The 24923-nt window shown below is 65.6% G+C and carries 28 protein-coding genes; 11 read left to right on the forward strand and 17 right to left on the reverse strand.

What is annotated here, in order from left to right; genetic code table 11:
- Positions 1-80 precede the first annotated feature (80 nt).
- The 3 genes from ACOZ4H_RS15150 to ACOZ4H_RS15160 all read right to left on the reverse strand — a co-directional run bounded on the left by ACOZ4H_RS15150 (position 81) and on the right by ACOZ4H_RS15160 (position 3560).
- A complete protein-coding gene (locus ACOZ4H_RS15150) occupies positions 81-359 on the reverse strand; it encodes a ubiquitin-like small modifier protein 1 (RefSeq protein ID WP_424330058.1) in 279 nt (92 codons plus the stop codon).
- Between the two features lie 121 nt (positions 360-480).
- On the reverse strand, positions 481-2283 hold the full coding sequence (locus ACOZ4H_RS15155) for a TrkA C-terminal domain-containing protein (protein ID WP_424330059.1): 1803 nt from the start codon (positions 2281-2283) through the stop codon (positions 481-483).
- The gene (locus ACOZ4H_RS15160; protein ID WP_424330060.1) at positions 2280-3560 is read right to left on the reverse strand and encodes a potassium channel family protein; all 1281 of its coding nucleotides are present in this window, start codon (positions 3558-3560) and stop codon (positions 2280-2282) included. Before ACOZ4H_RS15160 ends, ACOZ4H_RS15155 begins: the two co-directional genes overlap by 4 nt.
- 29 nt (positions 3561-3589) lie before the next feature.
- On the opposite strand from ACOZ4H_RS15160, the gene ACOZ4H_RS15165 reads away from it, so the two are divergent.
- Positions 3590-4798 carry an NAD-binding protein gene (locus ACOZ4H_RS15165; RefSeq protein WP_424330061.1) on the forward strand — a complete coding sequence of 403 codons (1209 nt, stop codon included), beginning with the start codon at positions 3590-3592 and terminating at the stop codon, positions 4796-4798.
- Here the strand turns inward: ACOZ4H_RS15165 and ACOZ4H_RS15170 are convergent.
- Together ACOZ4H_RS15170 and ACOZ4H_RS15175 are read right to left on the reverse strand one after the other, a co-directional pair.
- Positions 4795-6309 carry an HPP family protein gene (locus tag ACOZ4H_RS15170; protein WP_424330062.1) on the reverse strand — a complete coding sequence of 505 codons (1515 nt, stop codon included), beginning with the start codon at positions 6307-6309 and terminating at the stop codon, positions 4795-4797. The genes ACOZ4H_RS15165 and ACOZ4H_RS15170 overlap by 4 nt on opposite strands.
- 112 nt (positions 6310-6421) lie before the next feature.
- Positions 6422-7147: a nucleoside phosphorylase gene (locus ACOZ4H_RS15175; protein ID WP_424330063.1), complete on the reverse strand. Its 726-nt coding sequence runs from the start codon at positions 7145-7147 to the stop codon at positions 6422-6424.
- 86 nt (positions 7148-7233) lie between these two features.
- Between ACOZ4H_RS15175 and ACOZ4H_RS15180 the strand changes: the two genes are divergently transcribed.
- Entirely contained in the window at positions 7234-7455 is a 222-nt protein-coding gene (locus ACOZ4H_RS15180; protein ID WP_424330064.1) for a hypothetical protein, read from the forward strand.
- A 1-nt stretch (position 7456) separates the two neighbouring features.
- Here the strand turns inward: ACOZ4H_RS15180 and ACOZ4H_RS15185 are convergent, their stop codons facing one another.
- Together ACOZ4H_RS15185 and ACOZ4H_RS15190 are read right to left on the reverse strand one after the other, a co-directional pair.
- Positions 7457-7933, reverse strand: coding sequence for a hypothetical protein (locus ACOZ4H_RS15185; protein WP_424330065.1), 477 nt, complete (start codon positions 7931-7933; stop codon positions 7457-7459).
- A gap of 139 nt (positions 7934-8072) precedes the next feature.
- Positions 8073-8909: a DUF63 family protein gene (locus ACOZ4H_RS15190; RefSeq protein ID WP_424330066.1), complete on the reverse strand. Its 837-nt coding sequence runs from the start codon at positions 8907-8909 to the stop codon at positions 8073-8075.
- A 179-nt stretch (positions 8910-9088) separates the two neighbouring features.
- Here ACOZ4H_RS15190 and deoC point away from each other — a divergent pair, with 179 nt between their 5' ends.
- Both deoC and ACOZ4H_RS15200 read left to right on the forward strand, forming a co-directional pair.
- Entirely contained in the window at positions 9089-9784 is a 696-nt protein-coding gene (gene deoC, locus ACOZ4H_RS15195; protein ID WP_424330067.1) for a deoxyribose-phosphate aldolase, read from the forward strand.
- A 50-nt stretch (positions 9785-9834) separates the two neighbouring features.
- Entirely contained in the window at positions 9835-11118 is a 1284-nt protein-coding gene (locus ACOZ4H_RS15200) for a tRNA (N(6)-L-threonylcarbamoyladenosine(37)-C(2))-methylthiotransferase (protein ID WP_424330068.1), read from the forward strand.
- 43 nt (positions 11119-11161) lie between these two features.
- On the opposite strand, the gene ACOZ4H_RS15205 is transcribed toward ACOZ4H_RS15200, so the two are convergent.
- The 3 genes from ACOZ4H_RS15205 to ACOZ4H_RS15215 form a co-directional block, all read right to left on the reverse strand.
- Positions 11162-11542, reverse strand: a complete 381-nt coding sequence (locus ACOZ4H_RS15205) for a DoxX family protein (RefSeq protein WP_424330069.1) — start codon at positions 11540-11542, stop codon at positions 11162-11164.
- A gap of 33 nt (positions 11543-11575) precedes the next feature.
- Positions 11576-12490: a cation diffusion facilitator family transporter gene (locus ACOZ4H_RS15210; protein WP_424330070.1), complete on the reverse strand. Its 915-nt coding sequence runs from the start codon at positions 12488-12490 to the stop codon at positions 11576-11578.
- Between the two features lie 91 nt (positions 12491-12581).
- On the reverse strand, positions 12582-13118 hold the full coding sequence (locus tag ACOZ4H_RS15215) for an HIT family protein (protein WP_424330071.1): 537 nt from the start codon (positions 13116-13118) through the stop codon (positions 12582-12584).
- Positions 13119-13361: 243 nt separating this feature from the next.
- Here ACOZ4H_RS15215 and ACOZ4H_RS15220 point away from each other — a divergent pair, with 243 nt between their 5' ends.
- Entirely contained in the window at positions 13362-13559 is a 198-nt protein-coding gene (locus ACOZ4H_RS15220; protein WP_004518623.1) for a hypothetical protein, read from the forward strand.
- A gap of 285 nt (positions 13560-13844) precedes the next feature.
- On the opposite strand, the gene map is transcribed toward ACOZ4H_RS15220, so the two are convergent.
- Both map and ACOZ4H_RS15230 read right to left on the reverse strand, forming a co-directional pair.
- Positions 13845-14741, reverse strand: coding sequence for a type II methionyl aminopeptidase (gene map / locus ACOZ4H_RS15225; RefSeq protein WP_424330072.1), 897 nt, complete (start codon positions 14739-14741; stop codon positions 13845-13847).
- Between the two features lie 43 nt (positions 14742-14784).
- Positions 14785-15627, reverse strand: coding sequence for an isoaspartyl peptidase/L-asparaginase (locus tag ACOZ4H_RS15230; RefSeq protein WP_424330378.1), 843 nt, complete (start codon positions 15625-15627; stop codon positions 14785-14787).
- A 150-nt stretch (positions 15628-15777) separates the two neighbouring features.
- Between ACOZ4H_RS15230 and icd the strand changes: the two genes are divergently transcribed.
- Complete coding sequence (gene icd / locus ACOZ4H_RS15235) at positions 15778-17040, forward strand: isocitrate dehydrogenase (NADP(+)) (protein ID WP_424330073.1); 1263 nt, start codon at positions 15778-15780, stop codon at positions 17038-17040.
- Between the two features lie 133 nt (positions 17041-17173).
- On the opposite strand, the gene ACOZ4H_RS15240 is transcribed toward icd, so the two are convergent.
- Complete coding sequence (locus tag ACOZ4H_RS15240; RefSeq protein WP_424330074.1) at positions 17174-17401, reverse strand: hypothetical protein; 228 nt, start codon at positions 17399-17401, stop codon at positions 17174-17176.
- Positions 17402-17482: 81 nt separating this feature from the next.
- On the opposite strand from ACOZ4H_RS15240, the gene ACOZ4H_RS15245 reads away from it, so the two are divergent.
- Entirely contained in the window at positions 17483-17707 is a 225-nt protein-coding gene (locus ACOZ4H_RS15245; protein ID WP_424330075.1) for a hypothetical protein, read from the forward strand.
- Positions 17708-17741: 34 nt separating this feature from the next.
- Here the strand turns inward: ACOZ4H_RS15245 and ACOZ4H_RS15250 are convergent, their stop codons facing one another.
- From ACOZ4H_RS15250 to ACOZ4H_RS15260, 3 genes are read right to left on the reverse strand one after another with little or no spacing between them, the layout of a single operon-like run.
- The gene (locus tag ACOZ4H_RS15250; RefSeq protein WP_424330076.1) at positions 17742-18539 is read right to left on the reverse strand and encodes a hypothetical protein; all 798 of its coding nucleotides are present in this window, start codon (positions 18537-18539) and stop codon (positions 17742-17744) included.
- A gap of 56 nt (positions 18540-18595) precedes the next feature.
- Positions 18596-19231: an IS6 family transposase gene (locus ACOZ4H_RS15255; RefSeq protein ID WP_424328496.1), complete on the reverse strand. Its 636-nt coding sequence runs from the start codon at positions 19229-19231 to the stop codon at positions 18596-18598.
- Positions 19232-19271: 40 nt separating this feature from the next.
- Positions 19272-19619 (reverse strand): cupin domain-containing protein, encoded by a 348-nt coding sequence (locus tag ACOZ4H_RS15260; protein WP_424330077.1) that lies wholly within the window; start codon positions 19617-19619, stop codon positions 19272-19274.
- 219 nt (positions 19620-19838) lie between these two features.
- On the opposite strand from ACOZ4H_RS15260, the gene ACOZ4H_RS15265 reads away from it, so the two are divergent.
- Together ACOZ4H_RS15265 and ACOZ4H_RS15270 are read left to right on the forward strand one after the other, a co-directional pair.
- Positions 19839-20363: a DUF5817 domain-containing protein gene (locus ACOZ4H_RS15265; protein ID WP_424330078.1), complete on the forward strand. Its 525-nt coding sequence runs from the start codon at positions 19839-19841 to the stop codon at positions 20361-20363.
- Positions 20360-20713, forward strand: coding sequence for a hypothetical protein (locus ACOZ4H_RS15270; RefSeq protein WP_424330079.1), 354 nt, complete (start codon positions 20360-20362; stop codon positions 20711-20713). The genes ACOZ4H_RS15265 and ACOZ4H_RS15270 overlap by 4 nt, the downstream gene beginning before the upstream one ends.
- Positions 20714-20730: 17 nt before the next feature.
- Here the strand turns inward: ACOZ4H_RS15270 and hmgA are convergent, their stop codons facing one another.
- Positions 20731-21948: a hydroxymethylglutaryl-CoA reductase (NADPH) gene (gene hmgA, locus ACOZ4H_RS15275; RefSeq protein ID WP_424330080.1), complete on the reverse strand. Its 1218-nt coding sequence runs from the start codon at positions 21946-21948 to the stop codon at positions 20731-20733.
- An 81-nt stretch (positions 21949-22029) separates the two neighbouring features.
- On the opposite strand from hmgA, the gene ACOZ4H_RS15280 reads away from it, so the two are divergent.
- Entirely contained in the window at positions 22030-23526 is a 1497-nt protein-coding gene (locus tag ACOZ4H_RS15280; protein ID WP_424330081.1) for an amidohydrolase, read from the forward strand.
- A 269-nt stretch (positions 23527-23795) separates the two neighbouring features.
- Entirely contained in the window at positions 23796-24923 is a 1128-nt protein-coding gene (nadA, locus tag ACOZ4H_RS15285) for a quinolinate synthase NadA (RefSeq protein WP_424330379.1), read from the forward strand.

Raw genomic sequence — 24923 nt, forward strand, 5'->3', positions numbered from 1 at the left:
ACTTGGTTGTCGCAAATTATTTCGGGATAGTGCCGACTCCAGAGTCGACACGTACCGGAATACTGCTCCGACAATCCGTATCAACCGCCGCTGACCGGCGGGAACAGCGCCAGTTCGGTCTCCTCATCGATTGCCGTCGCCAGCCCATCGGCGGCGGCGAACGGGTCTTCGCCGTCGACGAGCACGCGGATGTGGTCGGCCAACTCCTCGTCTTCGTCGAGTACCTCCTCGGCGAGCGCCGGTCGCGCCGCGAGCAGCGCATCGAGCGCCGTTTCGACCGTGGCCTCGCCCTCGATATCGACGCTGACCGACTGGCCGTCGGCCGCGTCCCGGAGGTGTGCGAACAGTTTCCACTCCATAGCCGTACTCCGGGCGTCCGGCAAAAGAGGGTTCCGGACCGCGGTGTGTCCGGTCCGTTCGGGCGGTCAGGAGAAGGGCGGCCGGCGACGGCGTGCATCCAGCAATAGGGAGGCCCGCCTCTCAGTTTGACTTCTCCGAGTCGTCACCAGCGGTCGATTCGTCGTCCATGCCGTCTCCGCCCTCGGCCGACGCTTCGGAGTCCGCCGGATCGCTGTCACCGGCCTCCTCAGTAGCAGGCTCGCCGTCCGCCTCGTCGATCCGTTCTTCCGGGTCCCACACCTCGACGGTGTCGTCGCCGGCGTCCTCCGGCAGGTCGTCAAACGCCTCGTCCGCAGTCAGCTCGTCGACCGCGTCCTCCACATCGGCGTTCCGAAGCGCCGCCAACGGATCGTCGTCCGGGGACTCATCGCCAGGCTCGGTTGTCCTGTTTTCAGCGCCGATATCAGCCAGGCCAGCGTCAGCAGCAGTATCAGCCGCCCCATCCTCAGCGGCGGTGTCAGCCGGTTCACCGGCAGTGTCGGTGTCAGCTCTGTTTATGTCAGCGTCGGTGTCGGTCGTATCCTCGGCATCGGTCTCGGCCGCGTCGACATCCCCCGCGCTGTCGTGGGCATCGGCATCAGTCGTGTCGGCCGCTGGTTCAGCCGTCCCGTCAGTCTGCCCAGTTCCAACAGCCGGGTCAGACGCGCCTGACTGGCCGTCCTCGTCATCAGTATCGTCTTCCGACTCGTCCGTCACAGTCGCTGTCATGGTCCCTTCCGTGGCTTGCTCCAGCCGCCGCAACGCGTCCGGCGTGGCGATTGCGTAGATAGTGTCGCCGGCCGCCAGGACACGGCCGCGGGACGGAATCGTCTCCGGTTGCTGGTCGTCGCGGGTAATCGCGACCACAGTGACTGCCAGACTGCCGACCGCCGCACCGTCGAGCGTGCTCCCCGGTTCGACGGTGGCGGTGCCCATCGTCTCGTCGGCCGCACGAAGCAACGAGGCGAACTCCCGGTCGGAGCGGTCCTGCACCGGGAGCGTGACGAGCTTGTACTGGGTTTGCGGGTCGAGTTTCGGCGTGTCGGAGGCGTCGATAGCGACTGTCACCACGTCGTCGGCAACGCCCCGGAGCTCGCCGGTGAGTACGCGCCTCGCCGGCGCTTGCTCCCAGACCTGAACCAGATCGCCGGCGCTCGCGGCGTGGGCCGGGTCAGCCTGGATGGCGACGGCGTTCGTCGAAGGCGGCAGCGTCGGGCCGATACCGGCCGCCCGTGAACCGACGGCGAGGTAGTCGACGGTGCCGTCGTCGGCCAGTTCGACGTCCACGTGGCCGACGCCGTAGTCGGTCTTGAGCCGGACGACCAGCCGGTCCCTGAGTTCGTCTTTGGTCAGCCGGCGTGGGAAGAGGAACCGCCGGTCCGCGAGCGTCTCTTTGGTCTCGTCTGGCATCGGGTCGTAGCCGATGATGTCGTCGATATCCTCGGGAAGGCGAACGGACGTGACGCGACCGACGGTCTGGACGATTTCGCTCACGTCGGCGTCGATGTTCCGGCCGCCAGTCGCGGCGAAGAGGTCGACGCCCAGTCGGTCCCCGATGCGCATCCCGCCGTAGGCCCCGACGCCGCCGGCGAGGAACGCGGCGAGATTCAACAGGACCGCGCCGGCCGCCAGCACCTCCTCGTCGCCGAGGATGACCTCGCTGAGCGCGGTCGTCGCGCCGATGATGAGGACGACCGCAGTCAGGCCGAACAGGAGCGCCAGCCCGGTCTGAATCCGTTCGCGGACGTACCAGCGGTAGAAGACGGCGATAGCGCCCGCCGGCGTCGCGGCGAGGACCGCGATAGCGAGCAGCCACACCACGCCCTCTATCAGCGCCTGTGATACCGACCCCAGTTGCAGGTTCGCACCGACCTGTGCGAGCAGTGCCGGACCGAGCGGCGTCATGCGACCGCCTCCACGAAGGCATCGAGGTCGGTGCGGCGGCCAATCGCGTACAGTTCGTCGCCGGCTTCGGCGGCCGCGTCGCCGCGTGGCGCGACCTGCCAGCCGTCCGGCGTTCGGATGGCGACGATGGCAACGTCGTAGGCCTCGCGGACGTGAGCGTCCCTGAGCGTCGTCCCGTCCAGCGGGCCGTCGGCGCGAACCGTGAGCCGTCGGAACCGGCTTCCGGCCCGGCGGAGCAGCGAGACGAGTTCGTACTCCCGGTGTGTCCCGCGGGGTTCGACCACGACCTTCGGCTGGGCCGACCGCAAGAGCGGTTGCACGTCCGTCCGGGTCACAGCGACCGTGAGCCGGCCCTCGCCGCCGTCGGTCGTCGGTGCCTGAACAGGGATCGGGGGTGCCTCGACGTCGGCTATCTCCGGTTCCGTCGGCGTCTCCGCGGGCGTCTCGTCGGCCGACGGAGCCGACCGGGCACTCACGACGGTCCCCCGGACCTGCGCGTCCTCGGTCAGCACCGTTACCTCGTCGTTGCGGGCCAGCCCGGTCGGCAACAGCGCATCGACCGAGACGGCGTGGCGGTTGTCGCCCACGCGCTTCGACAGGCCGGAAAACGGCGGCGCGGCGACGACCGTCGCTCGCCCCTGCTCGTCGATTGAGACGGAGGCGTCGCCGAGGTCGAACTCCGATTTCAGGCGCTCCTCCATCCGGCGTTCGAGTTCGCCGATGCGGAGGTCCGCCGGGAACCGCCACTCCTCGTTGCGGATTTCGGCCCGGAGCGGCTCCGAGAGCGGGGGATACCCCTCCATATCGGCCACATCGCCGATAACGCGGATGCGGACCTCGTCGCGGCCGCCGACGAATTCGACCACGTCCGCGGAGAGTTTCTTCTCTCGTAGCCCCTGTAAGGAGAGCCGTTTCGGGAAGTTCGCCCCGAGTTGGTCGCCCTTGCTGTGAGCATACAACGACACCATCCCGACGAGGATGATCGCAGTAATGATTCGCTCGGCGTTGGGAGCCTGCGTGATCGACTTATCCGCCAGTGACATGAGGCCCCCGCTGACGCCGGCCAGTGCGATTGCCAGCACGACAACACCGAATCCCGGCACGGTAATGCCGGTAAAATACTTGAAACTGAATCCCAGCGCCCACGACACGAGCGCCGGTATCACTCCCACCAACAGCCCCAGATAGATCCCCATCAACACCTCAATCGGGAGCGAAGCCATGTCCACATCCTGCGTGGCCGGTAGTAAATCGCTTCCGGCCCGCGGACAGTACATTTACACCGACCGCTGTAATCTGGATGGGTATGGACAGACCGCGGGACTGGCTCGGGGCACGTGCGACCATCCTGTTGCCGGTGCTGGTGGCAGTACTGTCGTTTGTCACCGGTGTCGTCAACATCAGCGCCGTGTCGATCAGCGGGCCGCTCGGGGACCTCATTCCGCGAAGCATCCAGCGGACCGCCGGCTTCACCGGTGCGCTCACGGGGTTCTCCCTACTCGTTAGTGTCGTCGGGCTCCGCCGCCGCCTGCGAATCGCGTGGTACGCGACCGTTGTCTTACTTCCCGTGGCGGCGATCCAGGGCCTGGTGCAGAGCTCGGCGGTGTCGCTTCCGTTTATCGGGCCCGTGCCGAGTTCGGCGGTGTCGATCCCGCTCGTCGTGCTCTCGCTGCTCTCGCTCCCGACGATGCTGCTGAACCGGCGGCGGTTCGACCGGCCGATCGACCTCTCGACAGCGCAACTGGCCGCGGGCGCTGCACTGCTGGGCTCGCTCATGTACGGGACCGCCGGCTCGTATGCGCTCCGTGACGAGTTCGCCAACCTTTCGACGGCGACCGACGCGTTCTATTACACGCTGGTCACGGCCAGTACTGTCGGGTACGGTGACGTGACCCCACAGAGCCAGCAGGCGAAACTGTTCGGCATGTCGGTGGTCGTCCTCGGGACGGCCAGTTTCGCCATCGCGCTGGGGTCGCTGCTGGGCCCGGCAATCGAGAAGCGGCTTTCGGAGGCACTCGGAAACATGACTGACGCACAACTGGACCTGCTCGAGAACCACGTACTGGTGCTCGGCCACGGCGACCTGACGGAACCGATCATCGAGGAACTGACCGGCGCGATAGAGTTCGTTGTCATTACGCCGGACACTGAGACGGCCACGCGGCTCCAGCAACGGGACATCTCCGTCCTGACCGCGGATCCGAGCGACGAAGAGCCGATGCAACGGGCCGGTATCGAAGACGCCGCCGCCGTCGTCGCGGCGACGAACAACGACGCTCAGGACGCGCTGGCGATACTGACGGCGAAGACGCTCAACCCCGAGGTCAACATCGTCGCCGCGGCGACCGACCGCGAGAACATCGAGAAGCTCCGCCGGGCGGGCGCGGACACGGTCATCAGCCCGGCGGTGCTGGGCGGCCATCTCATCGTCCAGTCCGCGCTGGGCCGGGAAGGGATGGAGAACATCGCGGACCACCTGCTGGACGTGCGCGACGAGGACGACGCAGATATCTAGGCCCGCCCGCGGTCGACGATAGCGACGTCCGTCTCAACGTCCTCCAGCCGCTCGAAGGTCGGCGGCGAGATGAACCGCGACGCCTTGCTCCGGTCACGGCTCGCCCCGATCATGACCAGATCGTACTGCGGGGCGGTATCGGACAGGAACGTCTGGATGTCCGTCCGCGGGACCCGCGTCTCGAACGCGCCTTCGTACGGTTCGATGAGGTCCGCGAGCATCTCTTCGGCCCGGCGGCGGTCCCCGCGAGAGCCGATACAGGTCGCGACGGCGACCCGCCCGCTCCGACCGGCCAGACGCGTGGCGAAATCGACCATGTTGTGGGCCACATCGCTGACAGACCGCACTGGGACGAGGACCTGCTTCCAGCGGGTCCGGTCGCTCCGGGACCGATGGACGACGATGTCGCTCTTGCTCCGGAACAGCCGCTGTAAGTACGGCGTCAGCGCCCCGTGTCGGCTCTCGTAGGGCGCGACGATGAGGTCGCAGTTGGTTTCGGCCGCGGTCTGCAGCGTCGTCTTCGCCGGCGACCCGTCGGCGCTCGCGACGACGACCTGGCAGGAGACGCCCGTTCGCGTCTCGATTCGGTCGGCGTGGGTCTCCAGCCAGTCGACCTCCGCTTCGAGGTCAGTCCGGTCGGGTGACACCGACGCGTTGGCTGGGTCACCGCCGTCAGCGACAGGACGAGTCTGTGCTGATGACGAGTCCGACCCGTTCTCCGACCGGATGTCTAGCTGTATCGTGTCCCGCATGAGGGATTGCTGGGTCGTGGCGGTGTCGCCATCCGAAACCATGTCGAGCAGGACGACTTTACCGGCTTCGTGGGCAGCCGCGAGCCGTGCGCCCAGCATCGCTGTCTGCCCCGCTGAGTCGCCGCGCATCGGGACCAGGACGTGATCGTCGCCGGACATCGACTCGTACAGGTACGTCGCCCGCTGCTCGTAGAACTCCTCGCGCCAGACGACGAAGAGGGCCGCCACGAGCGAACTGGCGACGAAGATGCTGGCGACGAACGTCGCCCGCTGGCTCGGTTCGACCAGCAGCGCCAGCAGCGCGGTGGAGTACGACGACGGCTCCTCGATGTCGAGGGGCCAGGTAACCACGCCAGTCGCGAAGACGGCGAGGCCGGCACCGAGGGCGCTGACGCCGAACTGGCCGCCCGGGGCCGTGAGGTAGCTGTTCGAGACGGCGAGTGCGCCCAGCCCACAGACAGCACCGATGGTGAGTCCCGCGACGAACCGCTTCGGGTCGGAGTACTTGCTCGTCGGGTCCACGAACAGCGTGTACGACCCCGCTGCAAGCGGGGGGAACAGCAGAAAGCTCAGTTGCGGGACGGCGTTCGCTAGCGTCGTCACCAGCACGATAGCCAGCGGGACGAACACGAGCATGGAGAGATGGACGAGGTTTTCGGTCACCTCGGCCCACCGCCTGAAGTCCTGTAGTTCGCGGCGCTCGACCCGCCGGAGTCGTCTGGCCGCCGCGCGGAGTCGCTTCCGGAACTGGTCGAGCATACAGTTTTGCAGGGGAGAAGGTCTGTTAAGCCCTCCGCCGCGAAACGGCGCGACCGGTCGCTCACGCGGCACAGCCCGACGGACGCTCTCACAAGTCCGACAGTTCCGACGCCTACAGCGACGTGGCCGCCGTCAGACTGATCTCGATGGCGCGCTCGACGTTGTTCTTGGCTTTCTCGGGGAGTTCCTCGTCCTCGGTTTCGCCCTTCTGTGTCCCCTCGACGAGGTTCCCGTCGACGGTACAGATAGCGCCCGAGCGCAGGCCTTTGCGACGACACAGCGAGAACAGCGCGGCGGCCTCCATCTCGACGGCGAGCAGGCCGGCGGCCTCCCAGTCGTTGATGTACTCGTCCGTCTCCGCGTAGAAGGCGTCGTCCGTGGCGATCGGACCGACGTGAACGTCCTCGTCGTTCGCCTCGGCGGCGTCGACCAGCGACGAGAGCACGTCGTAGTCCGGGACGGCCGGGACGGTGTCGGACTCGTAGCGCCCGGTCGTCCCTTCGTCCTTGGCAGCGCCGTTGGCGACGACCATATCGCCGATCTCGATGCCTTTCTGGAGCGCCCCGGTCGTCCCGACGCGGATGAGCGTCTCGACGCCGACCGCCTCCAGTTCCTCGACGGCGATGGCCGTCGACGGCGAGCCGATGCCGGTCGAACAGATCGTCAGTTCGCGGCCCTCGTAGGTAGCGTTGACGACCTTGTACTCGCGGTTCTCCGCGACGACCTCGTGGTCGTCACAGAGGCCCGCGATGCGGTCGACGCGTCCGGGGTCGCCCGGCACGAGCGCGATGTCTGTCAGGTCTCCCGGTTCGACGAGTAAATGGGGTTGTTTCGCCATACAGGTCCGTCGGGCGGAACTATTTAGTAGTCAGTGGATTTTCGCCGGTCGCAACAGTGAGGTGGGACGCCCGATAGAGAGGACGTATGGCAGACGATATCTCGCTGTTCGACAGGCGGATGCGAGGGCCGGCGGGTATCGCCGTCGCTGCGGGGGTCGTCCTCGGACTGCTAACCGGCTACACCGTCGACGCGGGAACGCCGGACGGCCCCTCGTGGACTCTCGTCGCCCCGTTCGCGCTGCTTGCGACCGTGTTCCTGTATCTCGGAGCCTACAGAAACCTCTCGAAGCGGATCGGGAACACGTAGCTCACATCCAGGTGACGAGCACCGGGACGAACAGCGCGAGCGCCGTACCGAAGATGAACGCCGTGAGCGCCCACTGCTGGACGATCTCGTCAGTATCATCTCGGAAACTGCCGCCGAAGCGGGGCATGGCCACGCGGGCGAAGAAGTAGTAAATGAACGCGGTGACGCCCGCGGCACCGACGACGTGTGGGATCAGCGGAACGCCGTTGAGCGAGATCGCTGTCGGAAACACGAGCGAGAGGACAGCGACGACCGCGCCGTACAGCAGCGCCGCGACCAGGGCGGTGCCGTGATGGACACCGACGGCGAGGGGACGGCTCACTGCGGCCGGGTCGGCACGGGTGAGTCCGGCCGCGGCGACGTACGCGGGCAGGTACCCCTCGTCCTGTGTCACCATCGGGATGTTCAACAACAGGCCGACGACTGTGCCGGCGACGACACAGACGAACGCCCACTGCGAGAGGGGGTAGTCGAGCACGTTTCGCCCCTCGCTCGCGGTACCAATGAGCGTTGTGTCGCGTGGTCAGATAGTCAACGGCACGACAGGTTCCGGCTCTGACCGTGTGAAAACAAGACAGACCGCTGGCCGAGCCGTTCCGCTCTAAAGATCGCTACGTTCAGACCGGAATAAAGAGGAACAGGACGATGTTGTTGGTGGCCGGGCCGATCCCGACAGCAGTCACGAGCGCCAGCATGAGACTTGCCTCGACAGGTTCCTCTTCGAGGTAGTCGTCCAGCAGGAAGACGACCCCAATCGCCACGAGGAGTTTGACGAACACGAACAGCCAGCCCTTGCCGAGATACGGGGCCGTCGGGAGCGTGCCGGCGAACTCCATGATGCGGGCCGGTATCGGGGTTCGCTCCGTGATGCCGATGATGTCAGCACCGACCGCCGTCGAGACGCCGTCGAGCATGTGGGCGAACACGACCGTCGGGGCTGCATAGCGCATCCGAACGACCACCGGCGTACGCCACAGCGCGACCGCGAGCACCGTCACGGCGGTGACGACGATTGCGACGACGACGGCGACGGTCGGCCAGATGAGTCCCAGCAGGTCGGACTCCAGTGCCATTACGACGGCGATGACGAGCAACACCGTCAGGAGTCCGGTTCCGATGAGGCCCAGATTGCGCGAAATCGTCTCGCTGTGGCCGCGTCGGACACTGAACAGCGTCAGCGTGATCCAGACGACGCCCAGCGTGACCAGCGTCGTGAGGTACACCGCCGGCGCGCCGAACAGCGGTGCGACCACGGGCCTGTAGGCTTCTATCGGCGGCTGGTGGAACGCGTGGAGCGCGCCGCCGAGTGCCATCCACGGCGTCAGGGCGACCACGGTCCGCTGGTCGACCGGTGGTTCGAGGGCGTACAACAGCGCTGTCACCACGAGCGTACCCGCAAGCAGCGCCACGGTGTACTCAAGCGGCGGGAGCGCTAACCCCGAAGGCAGTACCATGTCCCCCACGCCGACCCCGACGAGGGAAAAACTTCCGAACGCGACTGGTATTGGTATTATCGACGACAGCAACGGTCCTTTCGCAGCCGTCTCGAAGGCAACTGAACCGAGAAGCCCGCAGCGACCATCGCGGCTGCCGCCCGCCGTCTTTACGTGGACACCACGCCTCACCTCGCGGTATGGACGACGTACCAGACCGCATCGAGCATACGGTCCTCGGACCGACGACGACGCCGGACGAGGTACGGACCTGCCTCGACGAAGCGCTGCAGTACGGGATGCGGGCGTGCATTCCGCCGTGGGCGCTCCCACTGGCGACGGAGTACGCGAACGTCCCGCTCACGGCCGTCATCGACTTCCCCCACGGACAGGGCCAGACCGACGGCGTCTGCGAGGCGGCCAAACTCGCCTGGGACGCCGGGGCCGACGAACTGGATATGGTGTGTAACATCGGCCTACTCAAGGCCGGCGAGGACGACGCCGTCCGCGACCACATCACGGAAGTCGTCGCTAGCGTCCCGGTGCCAGTGAAGGTCATCGTCGAAGCGCCGCTGCTTTCCGACGACGAGCTCGAACGGGTCGGACAGCTTGTCGCAGATGCTGACGCCGCGTACCTCAAGACCGCGACGGGGTTCAGCGAGGGCGGCGCGACGGTCCACGACGTGGAGATACTCAGCAAGTACCTCCCGGTGAAGGCCAGCGGCGGCGTCGGGTCGTGGGCCGACGCCGAGGCGATGTTCGAGGCCGGAGCCGAGCGTATCGGTGCCTCTAGCGGCGATACAATCGTTCGGGAGTGGCAGGCCGAAACGGAGGGCGAAACCCCGACCGAACCGCAGACAGACCGGGACGACGCGGACACAACTGACGGCTACTGACCGGTCCAATCCGTCGCCCTTTTGCCGTCCTGGCGATAGTGTCTGGATGAATGGCCCGGTATCACATCGAGACGTACGGGTGCACCTCGAACAGAGGTGAGACCCAGCAGATCGAGCAGGCGCTCCGGGAGGGCGGGCACCACCCCGCCGACGGGCCGGAGTCCGCCGACGTGGCGATCCTCAACACCTGCACGGTGCTTGAGAAGACCGAACGCAACATGCTCGCACGGGCCAAAGAACTCGACAAAGAAACGCCGGCAGACCTCGTCATCACGGGCTGTATGGCGCTCGCGCAGGGCGAGGAGTTCCAGAGCGCCGACATCGACGCCGAGGTGCTTCACTGGGACGACGTCCCCCAGTACGTCCTCAACGGCGAGTGTCCGACAATCACGCCGGACACTGAAACGGTGCTCAACGGCGTCGTCGGCATCCTCCCCATCGCCCGGGGCTGTATGTCCGACTGCTCGTACTGCATCACCAAGCAGGCGACCGGGCGAATCGAGTCGCCGTCGGTCGAGGAGAACGTCGAGAAGGCCCGCGCACTCGTTCACGCCGGCGCGAAGGAAATCCGCATCACGGGCCAGGACACCGGCGTCTACGGCTGGGACACGAACAAGGGGACGAGCCTGCTGCCGGAGCTACTCGACCGCATCTGCTCCGACATCGACGGTGACTTCCGGGTACGCGTCGGCATGGCGAACCCGAAGGGCCTCCACGGCGTCCGCGAGGAACTGGCCCGGGTGTTCGCCAGGCACGACGAACTGTACAACTTCATCCACGCGCCGGTCCAGTCCGGCAGTGACGACGTGCTGGCCGATATGCGCCGCCAGCACGCCGTCTCGGAGTATCTGGAGGTCGTCGAGACGCTGGACGACCACCTGGACTACTGGACGCTGTCGACGGACTTCATCGTCGGCTTCCCGACCGAGGAGCCGGCCGACCACGAGGAGTCGATGGCGCTGCTTCGCGAGACCCGGCCCGAAAAGATCAACGTCACGCGCTTCTCGAAGCGGCCCGGGACCGACGCCGCCGATATGAAGGGGCTCGGCGGCCAGATCAAGAAGGACCGCTCGAAGGAGATGAGCGAGGCGAAGATGGAGCTCATGGCCGAGGCCTACGAGGAGATGGTCGGTCACACGTCCTCAGTCCTCCTCGTCGAGGACGGCACCGACGAGTCGCTGGTGGGCTACGACGAGGCCTACCGGCAGGTCGTCATCGCCGACGCACAGGAGCGCGGTCTCGAAATCGGCGACACGGTCGAGGTGGAGATCACGAGCCACAACACCGTCTACGCCTTCGGCGAGCCGATCGAGCGGGCGCAGATCGCGGACTAAGCGGGCCGTCAGCCCGAATTTTCAGTCGGGATCGACCGAGCCGTCAGTCGCCGCTGTAGGCCTCGCGGAGGAACGCTACCGCCGCGCCGAACATCGCGAGGTTGCCGAAGAAGGCCAGGCGCTCGCCGCTCTGGTCGTCTGGGTCGGCGTTCCAGAAGTCGTGCATCGTCGGGGTCACGACGGCAAGGAACGTGGCGACGGCACCGGTCGAAACCCGGGGGAACCGCCAGAATGCCGTCCCCAGCCCGCCGACCAGCATCATCCCCGAGGCCAGCGGGGCCAGCAGGTCCGGCGCGGGGACACCCGCAGAATCAGCGTACTCGATAGCATCCTCCATATCACGGAAATCCTCAGCGGCCTGGAGGGCCACACCGAGGCCGAACAGCAGCCGTCCGAGCGTGAACCGTGATGAGTCGTCACTCATATGCTATTACATGGCACGGCAGCTAATAAAACGTCACTCCAGGTCAGCAAGCCGTTCCACTTCTTCGTCGTCTTTCCACTCGCCGAGTTCCTTCGGGTCGACGTGGATGAACGCGTCGTCGACCTCGGGGAGTTCCTCAATGGACTTGATGACCGCCGTCTCGATGTCGTGGGCCTCGAACAGCGTCAGGTCGCCCTCCACCTCGATGTGGAGGCTCACGTCGATTTCGGGGCCGACGTAGTGGGCAATGACGTCGTGTGCGCCCCGGACCTGCGGGTGGTCGAGCGCGCGCTGGAGGATTTCGCGCCGGAGGTCCTCCGGTGGTGCGCCACCGACGAGATAGGTGACGTTGTCCTGTACGACCTCGATACCGGTGTATATGATACCGATGGCGACGACGAGTGCGGCCAGCGGGTCGGCAATTGGATAGCCGGCCATCGCGCCGGCGACGCCGACCAGCGCCGCCCCCGCGGTGAGGATGTCGTTCCGGTTGTCCTTCGCCGTCGCGACGAGCGCCGGAGAGTTGCGGTCCGTGCCCGCGCTGAGACAGTAGCGGTAGAGGCCGTACTTCGCGCTAGCCGAGAACGCGAGCACGAGCACGGCGGCTGGCCCCTGTGTCACCGAGATGTTCCCGGTCAACAGGGCAGTGCCAGCGTTCCAGAGGACGAACCCGCCGGCAGCGAAGATACCGGCGGCGACGAAAAGCGAGACGAACGGCTCGATGCGCTCGTGGCCGTGGGGGTGTTCGAAGTCAGGCGGGCGCGTCGTCAGGTACAGCCCGGCGACGATAACCAGCGAGTAGGCGGTGTCGGCGGCGCTGTTGACCGCTTCGGACTGGACGGCGAAGCTCCCGGTGGTGAGCCAGACGCCGGCTTTCAGCAGAACCAGGAGGAGATTGACGCCGAGAACGAGCAGGCCGACCCGCCTGAGCGCCGCGCGGCGTGACATTGCTCCCTCGTTGTCGGGCCGCCGTCAAAGCCGCTTCGACACTGGCGCAGCTCGCCACGGGATCTCCCCACCACCAACGGAACCGACCGCCTCAGCTAATGCGAATAGCCCCGTCGTCGGGAACGGTCGTCCCGTCCTGCGATGCGAATGCGGCGTAGAGTCGGTCGTACGTGTCTTCCACAGCCTCGACGATGACCTTCGTGTCGCTGATGACCGGCATGAAGTTCGTGTCGCCGTTCCACCGCGGAACGACGTGGGTATGGAGATGGTCGTCAATCGAGCCGCCGGCCGCGGAGCCGCCGAGGTTCAGCCCGGCGTTGAACGCGTCCGGGGACAGCGCGGTTTCGAGGGCGTCGAACGTCCGCTGTTTCAGTCGGGCGTGATCGAGCAGGGTCTCGTCGTCGAGGTCGCCGTACTCGCCGGTGTGCGTGTGGGGAATGACCATCACGTGTCCGGGATTGTACGGGTAGTTGTTCAGGAGGACGAAGGCGTGGTCGCTTCGCGCCACGAGGTTGTTCGCCCGGTCGTCGTCCTGCGCCTGAAACGCACAGAACACGCAGTCGACGTCCGGGTTCGTCTCCTCGCGTTCGACCCATTCGATGCGCCACGGCGCGAACACCTTGTCCATACCGCCGGTTGTCGACCCACCAGCAAAAACGACAGGACTGATGCTGAAGAAGTGGTATATAATACTGTTGGCCGTTCACGGCCACAAACCGGATTCTATAGCCTTAGGGTCGATTTTAAACATTCTCGACTGACCTGAGGCCGTATTCAGCAAAAACCGACCACCGTCTGGCGATAAACAGTGCTGAACGGACCAGAACGGAGGGCTGTTTTTATACTGTCTACCCGGCTTGTTTCAGACGGGATGGCAGCGATAAACGACGGCGTTGACATGGCTGAACACTGTTCGACGTGTGACCGTGAGACCCCCCACGCCGTACGTGTCCAGATACAGACAGAGTCCGATAAACGCGAAAACGCGGCGTTTTCCCGTGAGCCGTACCGGGTCAGCGAGTGTCAGATCTGTGGCACAACCACGTCCACGCGGATGAACAACGCCTGACCATCCCCACCCCCACCCCACCGTTTCCATACGCCACGCGGTCTCTGACTGCGTGGCCACACACCCCCCACCCCACCGTTTCCATGCGCCACGCGGTCTCTGACTGCGTGGCCACACACCCCCCACCCCACCGTTTCCATACGCCACGCGGTCTCTGACTGCGTGGCCACACACCCCTATTCCATCACGCCTTTCAGACGAGCCAGAAAGCGGTGCCGCTCACAGCCGTCAGTGGAAGCGCCATAGCTGTCGGCCGGTACTCACCGCGTTCGAAAACGAGGGGCGTTACCGCGAACGGGTCGTCACTTCACAGCCGTCCTCGGTGATGATGACGGTGTGTTCCTTCTGACTGACGTAGGCCCCGTCCTGCTCCTTAAGAACCGGATAACCGTGGACGATGTCCTGCTGTTTCAGCCGGCGGAGGGCCATCTCCGCGCGGGGCGAATCGAGCCAGCGGGCGGCGAATGGGAGCGTGCGGTACTCCTCGGTGATCTGTTCGAGGACCTGCCGGGCCTGCCGGTTCCGGACCGACCCCTCCCGTTCGAGGGCGAAGATCTCCTCGTCGGCCCCTTCCTGCACCTTGCCGCGGCCGTCGGTGGCGAATGGCTCGATAGCGACTACGTCGCCCACGTCGAGCGTCGCGCCCTGTGCGACTTCGCGGTTCGGGATGTTCGGCGACGTGTGCTGCTCCCAGTGACCGAGTCCGTGGCCGGTGAGGTTCACGACGGGGTTGTAGCCGTACCCCTCGATGACCTCCTCGACGGCCGCGCCGATCTGGCCTACATCGACACCGGGGCCGGCAACGTCCAGCGCAGCGTCCAAGGCTTCGGCGGGCGCTTCGGCGAGCTCGTCCTGCCCGGAGAGGTCGACCGTTACGGCGGTGTCGGCGAGCCATCCGTCGACGTGGACGCCGATGTCGAGGTTGATCATCTCCTCGCCGAACGTCGCGTCGTCGCCGCGCTCGGGGGTGGCGTGGGCCGCCTCCTCGTCGATAGAGATGTTCACCGGAAACGCCGGCTTGCCGCCCAACTCTCGGATCTTGTCCTCAGCCCACTGGGCGATTTCGAGATGGGAGACGCCCACCTCGACGCGCTCGGCCGCCTCGTCGCGCACTTGTGCTAAAATCTCGCCCGCTTCGCGGCATTTCTCGTACTGCTCGGAATCGAAGTCCACGTCAGTCATGCACGCCGGTTAGTCGGTGGCGGCCAAAGGGGTTTCCCTCTGGCTATCTCGTCGCGGTCTGCATCGCGGCGGTGTTGCGTTCGGCTCCGGTGTGGCCGGCGTGGTCGAGGACGATTACGCCGGCGCGCCCGCCAGTAGCGTCCTCGAACGCCGCGATTGCTTCCTCGGCGGCCTGTCGCGGGCCGTACGTGTCCAGGCGTTCGACGGCGCGGCGGGCCAGCCCGAACCGGGCGATGGCCTCCCCCTCACCGGTCGCGCTCGCACCGCCCCGTTCGTCCGCGTAGAAGCCAGCGCCGATCTGCGGTACGTCGCCGACCCGACCGGCCAGCGCGAACCAGCGCCCGGCGGTCGATGTCGCCGCCGCGAGCCGGTCCCCGTCGGTCGCGACCGCGCCGACGGTGTCAGTGCCGCTGAAATGCTCACGGACCCATTCAAGATGGTCTGCGGGTCCGCCATCGGGAGGGTCAGCGGCCTCGTATCGCTGTCGTGTCTCCGCAGTCGTGAGGTCGCGACCGGTTTCGACACCCATGCCTGCCGCGAAATCGACGGCCTCGTCGCCGGCGAGGAGGACGTGTGGCGTCTCGGTTCCCACAGCATGGGCCACGTCCGCAGCGTGTACAACGCCAGACATTGCACACACCGCACCGACCTGCCCGTCATCAGTCATCAGTCCGGCATCGGTTCGAACCCCGCCGTCGCTCTGGACGGCCCCACCGACGCCGGCATTGAACGCCGGGTCGGATTCGAGCGGCCGAAGCGCGGCCAGCACTGCGTCCATCGGGCGCTCCGACTCAGTTGCCTGTTCAGCGGCGTCGGTGAGCGTTTCCTGCCGGTCGGTAGGTGACTCCGAGGGACTGCCCGCGCCGCCGTGGACGATGACGTGCATGCAGACCTGTTGACACACGAAAGGCATATCACCTCCGGCTATAGCGATAGTGACGTGCCGGCATGCGGTTGTGACCTTTCTTTACGCACTGTGTTACCACGTCTGAGGCAAAGCGGCACGCCTTTAGGGGCGACTGTCAATTGGCGGAATATGGGCTACGATTACGACAAGGTGGAAGTTCCCGACGAGGGACAGCAGATTCAGGTCACGGAGGACGACGAACTCGACGTTCCGGAGAACCCGATCATCCCCATCATCCACGGGGACGGTATCGGAACGGACGTCGGTCCGGCCGCACAGAAGGTGCTCGAAGCCGCCGCGAACGCCACCGGTCGTGACATCTCCTGGATGCGCGTCTACGCCGGTCAGTCCGCCCGGGACAAGTACGACGAGAACCTCCCCGACGACACCGTCGAGGCGATCAAGGAGTTCAACGTCGCTATCAAGGGGCCGCTGACGACGCCGGTCGGCGCCGGCTTCCGCTCGCTGAACGTCGCGCTCCGGAAGACGCTCGACCTCTACGCGAACGTCCGCCCGACCTACCATATCGAGGGCGTCCCGTCACCGGTCAAGGACCCCGAGGAGATGGACATGGTCACCTTCCGGGAGAACACCGAGGACGTCTACGCCGGCATCGAGTGGGAGGCCGGCACCGACGAAGTCGAGGAAGTCAAGGAGTTCGTCGAGGACGAGATGGACTTCGACGAGACCATCCACGACGGCCCGGTCGGCATCGGCGTCAAGCCGATCACCGAGTTCGGGACCAAGCGCCTCGTCCGCGAGGCCATCGACTACGCCCTCGAAGAGGACCGCGACTCCGTCACGCTGGTCCACAAGGGCAACATAATGAAGTTCACCGAGGGTGCCTTCCGCGACTGGGGCTACGAGGTCGCCGAAGAGGAGTACGGCGAGAACGTCATCACCGAGGACGAGCTGTGGGACGAGTACGACGGCGAAGCGCCCGAGGACGCGCTGGTCGTCAACGACCGCATCGCCGACAACATGCTCCAGCAGCTCCTGACCCGTACCGACGAGTACGACGTCATCGCGACGATGAACCTCAACGGGGACTACATGTCCGACGCCGCCGGCGCACAGATCGGCGGGCTCGGCATCGCCCCCGGTGCGAACTTCGGCTCGGCCCGCTGTCTCGCCGAACCGGTCCACGGCTCCGCGCCGAAGTACGCCGGCGAGGACAAGGTCAACCCGACCGCGATGATTCTCTCCGGCCGCCTCATGCTCGAATACATGGGCTGGAAGGACGCCGGCCAGCTCGTCCGCGACGCCGTCGAGGAGACCATCTCCTCGGGCGACGTCACCTACGACCTGGAGCGCCAGATCGAGGGCGGCAACAAGCTCGCCACCAGCGAGTTCGCCGACAAGGTCGTCGAGAATATAGAGAAGCTCTCATAGAGAGTCGAGTCGCCTACCGGAAGTCTATTTTTTGCGCGTCACAGCCCGAGACTGGCGAGACGAGCGGTCATGCCGTCGGGAAAACGGACCCGTCGCTCGGGAGTCTTTCTACTGAGTACCCGCCCGAGAGCCGCTACTCCGTCAGCGGGAGGACGACGCCGAACACGAGCGGCGAGAGGAGGCCGACGAGAATCCCGAGCAGTTCCATATCGACCAGCAGCGTGTTGCCCCAGGCGGGGAGCGTCCCGAGAACGGCGCTTCCAGCGATTTCTCCCGCGATACCGAGCAGGAACAGCCCGGCCCCGAGCATGAACCCGCGCTTAGCGAGTGTCGCGTAATCCGCGTTCCAGCTTTGGCTCATACAGGTCCGTTCTCGTGGGCCTACTAAGCTCTCTCGGATCGAAAAAGCTACAAGCGCGTTCACACTGATATCTGCGCACACATGGTCTCAGAATCGATCCCGGAGCTACTCGAACTCCTCCTCTCGACGCTTCTCGCCGCCGGACTAACCGTCGGGGGAGCACTCACCGAACAGGCCGCCCTGGCCGACCTGTCCGGCGGCATCTCAGCGCTCGCTATCTGGGAGGTTTACATTGGACTTGTCCTCCTGTATGCCGGTTACACGCTCGGCACTCGGCGGGTCCTGCCCGCGCTCGGTAGCGCCTGAAACTCGTCTCTAGCGGTGTTTCGCGGCCGGCCATTTACTGACGAAGCGACCGCTGGGTCGTGTTTGCGACCCACTCCGGCTTTACCACTGTCGTAGACCCGACGTCTGTTACCCTGATGTCTTGCCTGACACGGACCCGCTGGTCACTCCGTTCTGCGTCGAAGGCCAGCCGAAGCGCCTCGACAGTCCCATCGTGGCTGACACGGAGCCGGACGGAGACGTTGCGAGGGTCACTGACGAACAGCGGGGTAACGAGTCTGTCAGGATTCGTGAAGCGAGTCCCGACGAGGACGACGCCGCCGTCGACCCGGTCGGCAACGGAGAGATCGACGGCTTCCCCGATGCCAAGAATTGTCCGGCGCTCCGAGAGATCCGAGACGGGGCCGTCGTTGCGGACGGTCCACTTGACCCGGTGGGGCCGGCCCGCCCGTTCGTCGTACTGGGCCGCGACGATGGAGCCGTTGGTCCAGTAGTCAATTCGGGTGGTGAAGACGTTCAGTTCGGTGCCGTTCTGTCGGAAGTGCCCGGCGTACGTCCCGTTGTTTGCCGCGACGTAGCGGGTGTGGTTTGACCGCCGGAGTACCGTGCCGTTGCGGTCGGTGACTCGCTGGCGGGTGACCAGCGTATAGTTCGTCGTCGCGAGCGTCCGCGCGTGGGTACTGGCCAGCGTTGACGGAACCACTGCGCCGTCGCTCACGCCCGGGGGATAGCCGGCCCCGTCAGTCGGCACCGCTGCCGGCGTGACTGTCTCGGGGCTGTCCTGCTGGACGAATCCCGAACATCCGGCGAGTACCAGCGCGAGCGTCACGACGGCAGCCACTGCCCGCGTCATTGGTTGCCATACGGTCGCAGGCTCCAAACAGTTGTGGTTAGTCCTGCCGGTCGTGTTTAGTTAGCAGCATTGTGCCAGACGGCAAAGGTTCGTAACCATGTTTCAGCTGTTTCTGGTTCGACGTGGCTAAAACAGTTTGAAAAAGAAGACGTTCGTCGTTTTACCTCTCGAAACACACGTTCGATACTATTCCGATTTCCGTGGAGTTCGTATCTGAAATCGAGGCCGTGTCGTTGCAGTGCTGTTTTGAGCCAGTCCGCATCATCGACGAGAAACACGGCGTCGTCGACGCTGTGTTTCTCGCGGAGTTCTCCGAGAAAGATTTCGGTCAGCGCTGTAGTGTACGTGGTAAAGAGCCGGATATGGAGAAATCTGTTCGTGTCAGGATCGACGGCGGCGTACAGCCAGTACTGCTGATCGTTGATGCGAATCACGCTCTCGTCAAGCGCAACCTGATTCGGAGCTTCACCGCTATCTGGCTGTAAATCAGCTTTCTGTACCCAATCGTGGACGGCCTTTCGAGAGCGCTGGACACCCAACTTATCAAGAACAGATATTGTATTCGAAAGTGATAGTCCCGCAACGTGCATCTGAATACCGAGCTTCATCGCTCGCTCGGGTGTCCGCTCACGCTCCACAAAATCCAAATCAATCCACTCGCTACTACCGTTGAGGCGTGTGATTTCGGCCATGGACAGCAGAAATCACACTCGCCTCACTTTTCATCCTTAACTAAACACCGCCGTCCTGCCAGTCCGGGTCCGGTCTGGGCGGGCTGAATACGTCGATGCCGCTGACCGGCTCCTCGGCGTCGTTGCGCGCTTCGTGTGGTTCGCCGCCCGGGATGACATACGAGTCGCCGGGGCCGATGACGTACTCCTCGCCGTTGACATGGAAAGTAAACGTCCCCTTCGCGACGTAACCGACCTGCTCGTGGTGGTGGCTGTGCTCCGGGACGGCCGCGCCGGGTTCGATATGGAACTGCTGGACACTCATCCGTTCACCGACAGCCATCTGTGTCAGGTGGACGCCGTCGACTGCTTCGACCGTCTCACAGGCCGCCTGTGGTACTTCCTCCATGCGCCGTGGTGTCGCGCCCGGCCCACCTAAGCGTTCGTCCACTAAGAGCAGTTGTTGATGCCTTGGGTATCATTCCTGACGGCCAGAGAGCCCCACCCGGTAACTGGTTGGCTAGCTGTCACGAGTGGAGCTTTCTGATTCTCGCTACTGCCCGGTACTACACTCATTCCAGAGTTCCCTGTCGGTGGATTCAGTACCGTCCGGCCCTGACTGAGAGGCATGTACGCGGTAGTGGGGTGTAGCGAGTGCAGCGCGCTGTGGGTCACCGAGGGGCGACCGGAGACAACCCAGTGCCCGCGGTGTGGCACGCGTCGCAAGCACGCCAAGCGCCGGAAGTTCGTCGAGACGGACGACGAGACCCACGCCCGCGAGATCCGGGCGTCGATGCTGGCGAACCGACAGGGGGAGGGCGACGCCTTCGCGGAACTGGATTCTTACGCCGAGATGGAGCGCCAGGTCGACGACGCGGGCGTGGACGAGGAAACATATCTCGACGAGTCGGGGGTGGACACCGAGGCCGTATCGGCGGCTGCCGACCGGGCCGAACAGGGTGCGACGGGCGGGGCGAGCCGCAAGGAGACCGTCCTGAGTGCGTTGCGGAACCTTGACCAGCCGACCGAGGGCGATATCGTGGCCTACGCCGAGGAACGCGGCGTCCCAGCGTCGTACACGAAGAAGGCGCTGGAGAAACTGGTCCGTGCTGGCAAGGCATCAGAAAACCGCGGGCAGTACCGGCTTCTATGACCACGACGCTGGATTTCGAGCCCGGACCGGTCGCGGTCGGGATTCTTGTCGGCCTTGCGGGGCTGCTGTTTCTGCTCACGCCGGTCGTCGAGCCGGTCGCCATGGGTTCGTTGCGGGTGAGCACGGTCGCCCTCTCGGCGGTCGTCCTCACGCTCGGGTTCACGCTGGGTACAGTCGTGTTCGCCCGTCGCGGCCGGCGGCTGTTCGCCATCGCCCACGGCGTCTTCGCGGTCGCGTGGGCACTGCTGGTGCTCGGCCCGTTGCTCGGGGAGGAAGCGCTCCTACTCGCCGGCGTCGTCGTGCTGGTGGCCGGAGCGGGGTTTCTGGTAAGCCAGAGCCGGCAGCGGTAGTCACACGCCGCGGCTGTCTACCGCCCGAGATCGGCGTGCGCCGAAGAGAGGTGGCGCGAGGACAGTGCCGCAAGCAAAGAGAGTTCGCCGGCCAGCGCGCCGGCAGCGATGACTTCCGCGAGCGCGTCGGCGTTGGTCCCGGCGGGGTCGCCGCCGCCACCGTAGCCCAGCACGTCCAGCGCCTCGGACTGAGTCGGCAGGCCCGTCCCGCCGCCGACGGTGCCGACCTCCAGCGATGCGATGGTGACAGAGGCGTACAGGCCGTCCTCGCGGGCGTCGACCGTCGTGATAGCGTTGCTCCCTTCGACCACCTGGGCCATGTCCTGGCCGAGCGCGAGGAAGGCGGCGGCGACGACGTTGGCGGCGTGGGCGTTGAACCCCAGCGCGCCGGCCTTCGCCGACCCGACGAGGTTCTTGCGGGTGTTTGCCTCGACGATAGCGTCGGAAGTGGTGTCCAGCCGTTCCTCGACCTGCTCGTGGGGGATGAGCACGTCCGCGGCGACGGTCCGGCCGCGTCCCTCGACAGCGTTGATAGCGGCGGGCTTCTTATCGGAGCAGAGGTTGCCCGACAGCGCGACGAGGTCCGCCGGCGTCTCGGATTCGACGACCTCGCAGGCCGCCTCCGTGGCGATGGTCGCCATGTTCATTCCCATCGCGTCCTTGGTGTCGTAGGAGAACCGGAGGAAGACGCTGTCGCCGACGACGTAGGGGGTTACGCCCTGGAGTTCCCCGTGGCTCGTCGTCGACTCCGCGGCGTCGGCGAGGGTGTCGGCGTGTTCGCGAACCCAGGCCGATACCTCGCCCGCCTCGGCCACGTCCTCGACGCGGAACACCGGCGCGCGGGTCATCCCGGACTTGAGCACACGAGCGGTCGCGCCGCCGGCGTTGCGGATCGTCGAGACGCCGCGGTTGACGGAAGCCAGCAGCGCGCCCTCGCTCGTCGCCAGCGGGAGGTGGTGGTCGCCCTCGGCGGCCCCGCCGTCGACCGGGAGGGGGCCGACCACACCCATCGGAACCTGTGCCGCGCCGATCATGTTCTCGATGTTGCTCTCGGCGTCGGCAGCGTCGAAGGTGTAGTCGCCGACAGCCGAGAGGTCCGTGCCGGTCTCCTCGGCCAGCAGGTGTCTGCGGGCCGCCGCCGCGGTGTCGGCGTCGGCGTGGTCTTCCAGTTCGTAGAGCCGCAACTCGCCCTCGCGGACGCGCTCAGCGAGCGCGGCGGCGTCGGAGTCGGTCATACTGACCGGTGTGAGTTCGGGACCCCTAACAGTTGCTCTTGGTGGGCGAACCGTTTTGCGGCCGCCGCTCCCGATCTCCGTATGGTCGACCGCGTCTTCACAAACTGCGAGGTACGGCCGCTCTCGGACGAGGACCCCGCGTCGGCTGTCGCGGTAACGGACGGAACAATTACGGCGGTCGGCGACCCGGACGAACTCTCGACCGCGGGTGCCGAGACCGTCGATTGCCGTGACGGCGTCCTGTTACCCGGTTTTATCGACGCACACACGCATCTGGAAATCGTCGGCCGCCGTGCAGTCGAAGCGGACCTCGCGGGGGCAGACGGCCCGGACGACTGTATCGACCGACTGCTGGCGGCCGACGACGGCGAGGGTTGGCTACTGGGCTTTGGCTACGACGAGAGCGACTGGGACGGCGACCGACTCCAAGCGGCGACGCTGGACCGGGCGAGCACCGAGCGACCGGTCGCGGCTGCGCGCGAGGACTTGCACACGGTGTCGGTGAACCACGCCGCGCTGGACGTGCTGGACCTGCCCGACAACGGCGTCCGGACTGAGGACGGAGCGCCGACCGGCGTACTCGTCGAGGAAGCCGCCGAGGCCGTCTTCGACGCTATCGCGCCCGACTACACGCAAACCCGGGAGTACCTGCTGGCTGCACAGGAGGTGGCGCTCTCGGAAGGAATTACCGCCGTGCACGACATGGTGCGGCAGTCTCACGCCCCGCGGGTGTACCGCGATTTGGACAGCAAGGACGCTCTCTCTTTGCGGGTACGGCTCAACTACTGGGCGGACCACCTCGATGCAGTCCGGGAGCTCGGGCTGGTGACGAACCACGGGAGCGACCGGGTCCAGACGGGTGCTATTAAGACGTACATCGACGGGTCGCTCGGGGCCGGAACCGCGCGGCTCCGGGACCCCTACGCCGACAGCGACAGCGTCGGCGAGTGGCGGACGGATCCCGATGCCCTTCAAGAGCTAGTAGCAGCGGTCGACGACGCGGGACTCCAGTTCGCCGCCCACGCCATCGGCGACGCGGCCATCGACGCACTGCTTTCGACTATCGAGTCCGTCGACGCCGCGGACGAGCGCCACCGTGTCGAGCACGCCGAAATCCTCACCGGCGACCTGGTGGAGCGACTGGCGGCGTCGCCACTGGTCGTCTCAGCGCAGCCGAACTTCCACCGCTGGGCAGCGCCGGGCGGCCTGTACGACGAACGACTCGGCGAGCGCCGCGCGCTGACGAACCGGTTCCGCGACCTCGCGGATGCCGGCGCACAGTTGGCCTTTGGAAGTGACTGCATGCCGCTTTCCCCGCTGTACGGCGTCCAGCAGGCCGTGACTGCGCCGGAACCGAGCCAGCGCCTGACAGTCGACGAGGCGCTCAGGGCGTACACCCACGGCGGCGCGTACGCGGGCTTCGACGAGGACCGGATGGGTACAGTTACGCCGGGGTCGGTCGCGGATTTCGCTGTGCTATCGGCCTCTCCGTGGGACGTACCGGATGGCGACATCTCGGACATAACTGTCTCGCTGACCGTCAGTGACGGCGAGGTAGTGTTCGATTCCGGAGACTGAGGCTGACGGACGGCCGTATCGAAGCATTCCGTCTTCTGCTAATCGGTAACATATATCAGTATTCAACAATGCGGGATACAGAATTAGAGAGGCCGCCAAAACCGGGTATAAAATCTGTTATGCCACCAAACCCGAAAACAGAACCAGATAAGCCACCGATATCAGGTATACAATTTTCCACACCACCAACCCACACCTTTGAAGATAAAATCTTTTCACGGAGGAGTTCCGAAGCGTGAACATCCACAGGTGGATACATCGTGCCCGAAATGGAAACCGCCGCGTTCGAGACGGACCTCAGCCTCTTCAAGTACGACAACCTCGAGCAGCTCCCGCCGGCGTACCGGGATCTCGGGGCGGACGAACGGACCGAGCGCATCGAGAGTGCGCTCGATACGCTCGGCGACGACGTGGTCATCCTCGGCCATAACTACCAGCGCCGGGAGATCGTCGAGCACGCCGACTTCATCGGCGACTCCTACCAGCTCTCGAAGGAAGCCGCCGAGTCCGACGCCGACTACGTGATTTTCGGCGGCGTGACGTTCATGGCCGAGTCCGCGGACATCATCACGGACGACGACCAGTCCGTGATTCTCCCGTCGATGGAGGCCTCCTGCCCGATGGCCGGCATGGCCGAGGCGCTGCAGGTCGACGCCGCGTGGGCGGAGCTGACCGCGGCGCTCGACGACGACGAGGAGATCATCCCGATCACGTACATGAACAGCTACGCCGACCTCAAAGCCTTCTGCGCCGAGCAGGGCGGCCTGGTCTGTACCTCCTCGAACGCTCACAAGGCCTTCGAGTACGCCTTCGAGAAGGGCGACAAGGTGCTGTTCCTGCCCGACAAGCACCTCGGCGAGAACACGGCCCACCGGCTCGGCATGGCCGACGAAACGGTGGAGTGGGACCCCTGGGACGCCGAAGGGACCGACGCCGCCGACGCCGTGAAAAACGACATCATCCTCTGGGAGGGGTACTGCCAGGTTCACGAGCGGTTCCGCGAGCACCACATCGAATCCGTCCGCGAGGAGTACCCCGACGCGAACGTCATCGTTCACCCCGAGTGTCGCCGCGAGGTCGTCGAAGCCGCCGACGTGGCCGGCTCTACGTCGACCATCTGTGAGTCCGTCGCCGAGGCTGATCCCGGCGAAACGTGGGCTATCGGCACCGAGATTCACCTCACGCACCACCTCCAGCGGTGGCACCCCGAGGTGAACGTCGTGCCGCTGTGTGGCGACGCCTGCATGGACTGCAACGCGATGCGCCAGATCGACCCGAACTACCTCGCGTGGGTGCTGGAGGAACTGGTCGAGGGCCGCGAGCGCAACGTCATCGAGGTCGCGCCCGAGGAGAAGGAACTGGCCCAGGTCGCGATGGACCGGATGCTGGAGATCTAA

Origin of the sequence: Haloarcula amylolytica (assembly GCF_049705545.1) — an archaeon.
In the GTDB taxonomy this organism is placed as follows: Archaea; Halobacteriota; Halobacteria; order Halobacteriales; family Haloarculaceae; genus Haloarcula; species Haloarcula amylolytica_B.

What these genes read in the sequence shown, in the direction of transcription:
- ACOZ4H_RS15150 (WP_424330058.1), bottom strand. Translation starts at nt 359, where the DNA reads ATGGAGTGGAAACTGTTCGCACACCTCCGGGACGCGGCCGACGGCCAG.
- ACOZ4H_RS15155 (WP_424330059.1), bottom strand. Translation starts at nt 2,283, where the DNA reads ATGACGCCGCTCGGTCCGGCACTGCTCGCACAGGTCGGTGCGAACCTG.
- ACOZ4H_RS15160 (WP_424330060.1), bottom strand. Translation starts at nt 3,560, where the DNA reads ATGTACTGTCCGCGGGCCGGAAGCGATTTACTACCGGCCACGCAGGAT.
- ACOZ4H_RS15165 (WP_424330061.1), top strand. Translation starts at nt 3,590, where the DNA reads ATGGACAGACCGCGGGACTGGCTCGGGGCACGTGCGACCATCCTGTTG.
- ACOZ4H_RS15170 (WP_424330062.1), bottom strand. Translation starts at nt 6,309, where the DNA reads ATGCTCGACCAGTTCCGGAAGCGACTCCGCGCGGCGGCCAGACGACTC.
- ACOZ4H_RS15175 (WP_424330063.1), bottom strand. Translation starts at nt 7,147, where the DNA reads ATGGCGAAACAACCCCATTTACTCGTCGAACCGGGAGACCTGACAGAC.
- ACOZ4H_RS15180 (WP_424330064.1), top strand. Translation starts at nt 7,234, where the DNA reads ATGGCAGACGATATCTCGCTGTTCGACAGGCGGATGCGAGGGCCGGCG.
- ACOZ4H_RS15190 (WP_424330066.1), bottom strand. Translation starts at nt 8,909, where the DNA reads ATGGTACTGCCTTCGGGGTTAGCGCTCCCGCCGCTTGAGTACACCGTG.
- deoC (WP_424330067.1), top strand. Translation starts at nt 9,089, where the DNA reads ATGGACGACGTACCAGACCGCATCGAGCATACGGTCCTCGGACCGACG.
- ACOZ4H_RS15200 (WP_424330068.1), top strand. Translation starts at nt 9,835, where the DNA reads ATGGCCCGGTATCACATCGAGACGTACGGGTGCACCTCGAACAGAGGT.
- ACOZ4H_RS15205 (WP_424330069.1), bottom strand. Translation starts at nt 11,542, where the DNA reads ATGAGTGACGACTCATCACGGTTCACGCTCGGACGGCTGCTGTTCGGC.
- ACOZ4H_RS15210 (WP_424330070.1), bottom strand. Translation starts at nt 12,490, where the DNA reads ATGTCACGCCGCGCGGCGCTCAGGCGGGTCGGCCTGCTCGTTCTCGGC.
- ACOZ4H_RS15215 (WP_424330071.1), bottom strand. Translation starts at nt 13,118, where the DNA reads ATGGACAAGGTGTTCGCGCCGTGGCGCATCGAATGGGTCGAACGCGAG.
- ACOZ4H_RS15220 (WP_004518623.1), top strand. Translation starts at nt 13,362, where the DNA reads ATGGCAGCGATAAACGACGGCGTTGACATGGCTGAACACTGTTCGACG.
- map (WP_424330072.1), bottom strand. Translation starts at nt 14,741, where the DNA reads ATGACTGACGTGGACTTCGATTCCGAGCAGTACGAGAAATGCCGCGAA.
- ACOZ4H_RS15230 (WP_424330378.1), bottom strand. Translation starts at nt 15,627, where the DNA reads ATGCACGTCATCGTCCACGGCGGCGCGGGCAGTCCCTCGGAGTCACCT.
- icd (WP_424330073.1), top strand. Translation starts at nt 15,778, where the DNA reads ATGGGCTACGATTACGACAAGGTGGAAGTTCCCGACGAGGGACAGCAG.
- ACOZ4H_RS15240 (WP_424330074.1), bottom strand. Translation starts at nt 17,401, where the DNA reads ATGAGCCAAAGCTGGAACGCGGATTACGCGACACTCGCTAAGCGCGGG.
- ACOZ4H_RS15245 (WP_424330075.1), top strand. Translation starts at nt 17,483, where the DNA reads ATGGTCTCAGAATCGATCCCGGAGCTACTCGAACTCCTCCTCTCGACG.
- ACOZ4H_RS15250 (WP_424330076.1), bottom strand. Translation starts at nt 18,539, where the DNA reads ATGACGCGGGCAGTGGCTGCCGTCGTGACGCTCGCGCTGGTACTCGCC.
- ACOZ4H_RS15255 (WP_424328496.1), bottom strand. Translation starts at nt 19,231, where the DNA reads ATGGCCGAAATCACACGCCTCAACGGTAGTAGCGAGTGGATTGATTTG.
- ACOZ4H_RS15260 (WP_424330077.1), bottom strand. Translation starts at nt 19,619, where the DNA reads ATGGAGGAAGTACCACAGGCGGCCTGTGAGACGGTCGAAGCAGTCGAC.
- ACOZ4H_RS15265 (WP_424330078.1), top strand. Translation starts at nt 19,839, where the DNA reads ATGTACGCGGTAGTGGGGTGTAGCGAGTGCAGCGCGCTGTGGGTCACC.
- ACOZ4H_RS15270 (WP_424330079.1), top strand. Translation starts at nt 20,360, where the DNA reads ATGACCACGACGCTGGATTTCGAGCCCGGACCGGTCGCGGTCGGGATT.
- hmgA (WP_424330080.1), bottom strand. Translation starts at nt 21,948, where the DNA reads ATGACCGACTCCGACGCCGCCGCGCTCGCTGAGCGCGTCCGCGAGGGC.
- ACOZ4H_RS15280 (WP_424330081.1), top strand. Translation starts at nt 22,030, where the DNA reads ATGGTCGACCGCGTCTTCACAAACTGCGAGGTACGGCCGCTCTCGGAC.
- nadA (WP_424330379.1), top strand. Translation starts at nt 23,796, where the DNA reads ATGGAAACCGCCGCGTTCGAGACGGACCTCAGCCTCTTCAAGTACGAC.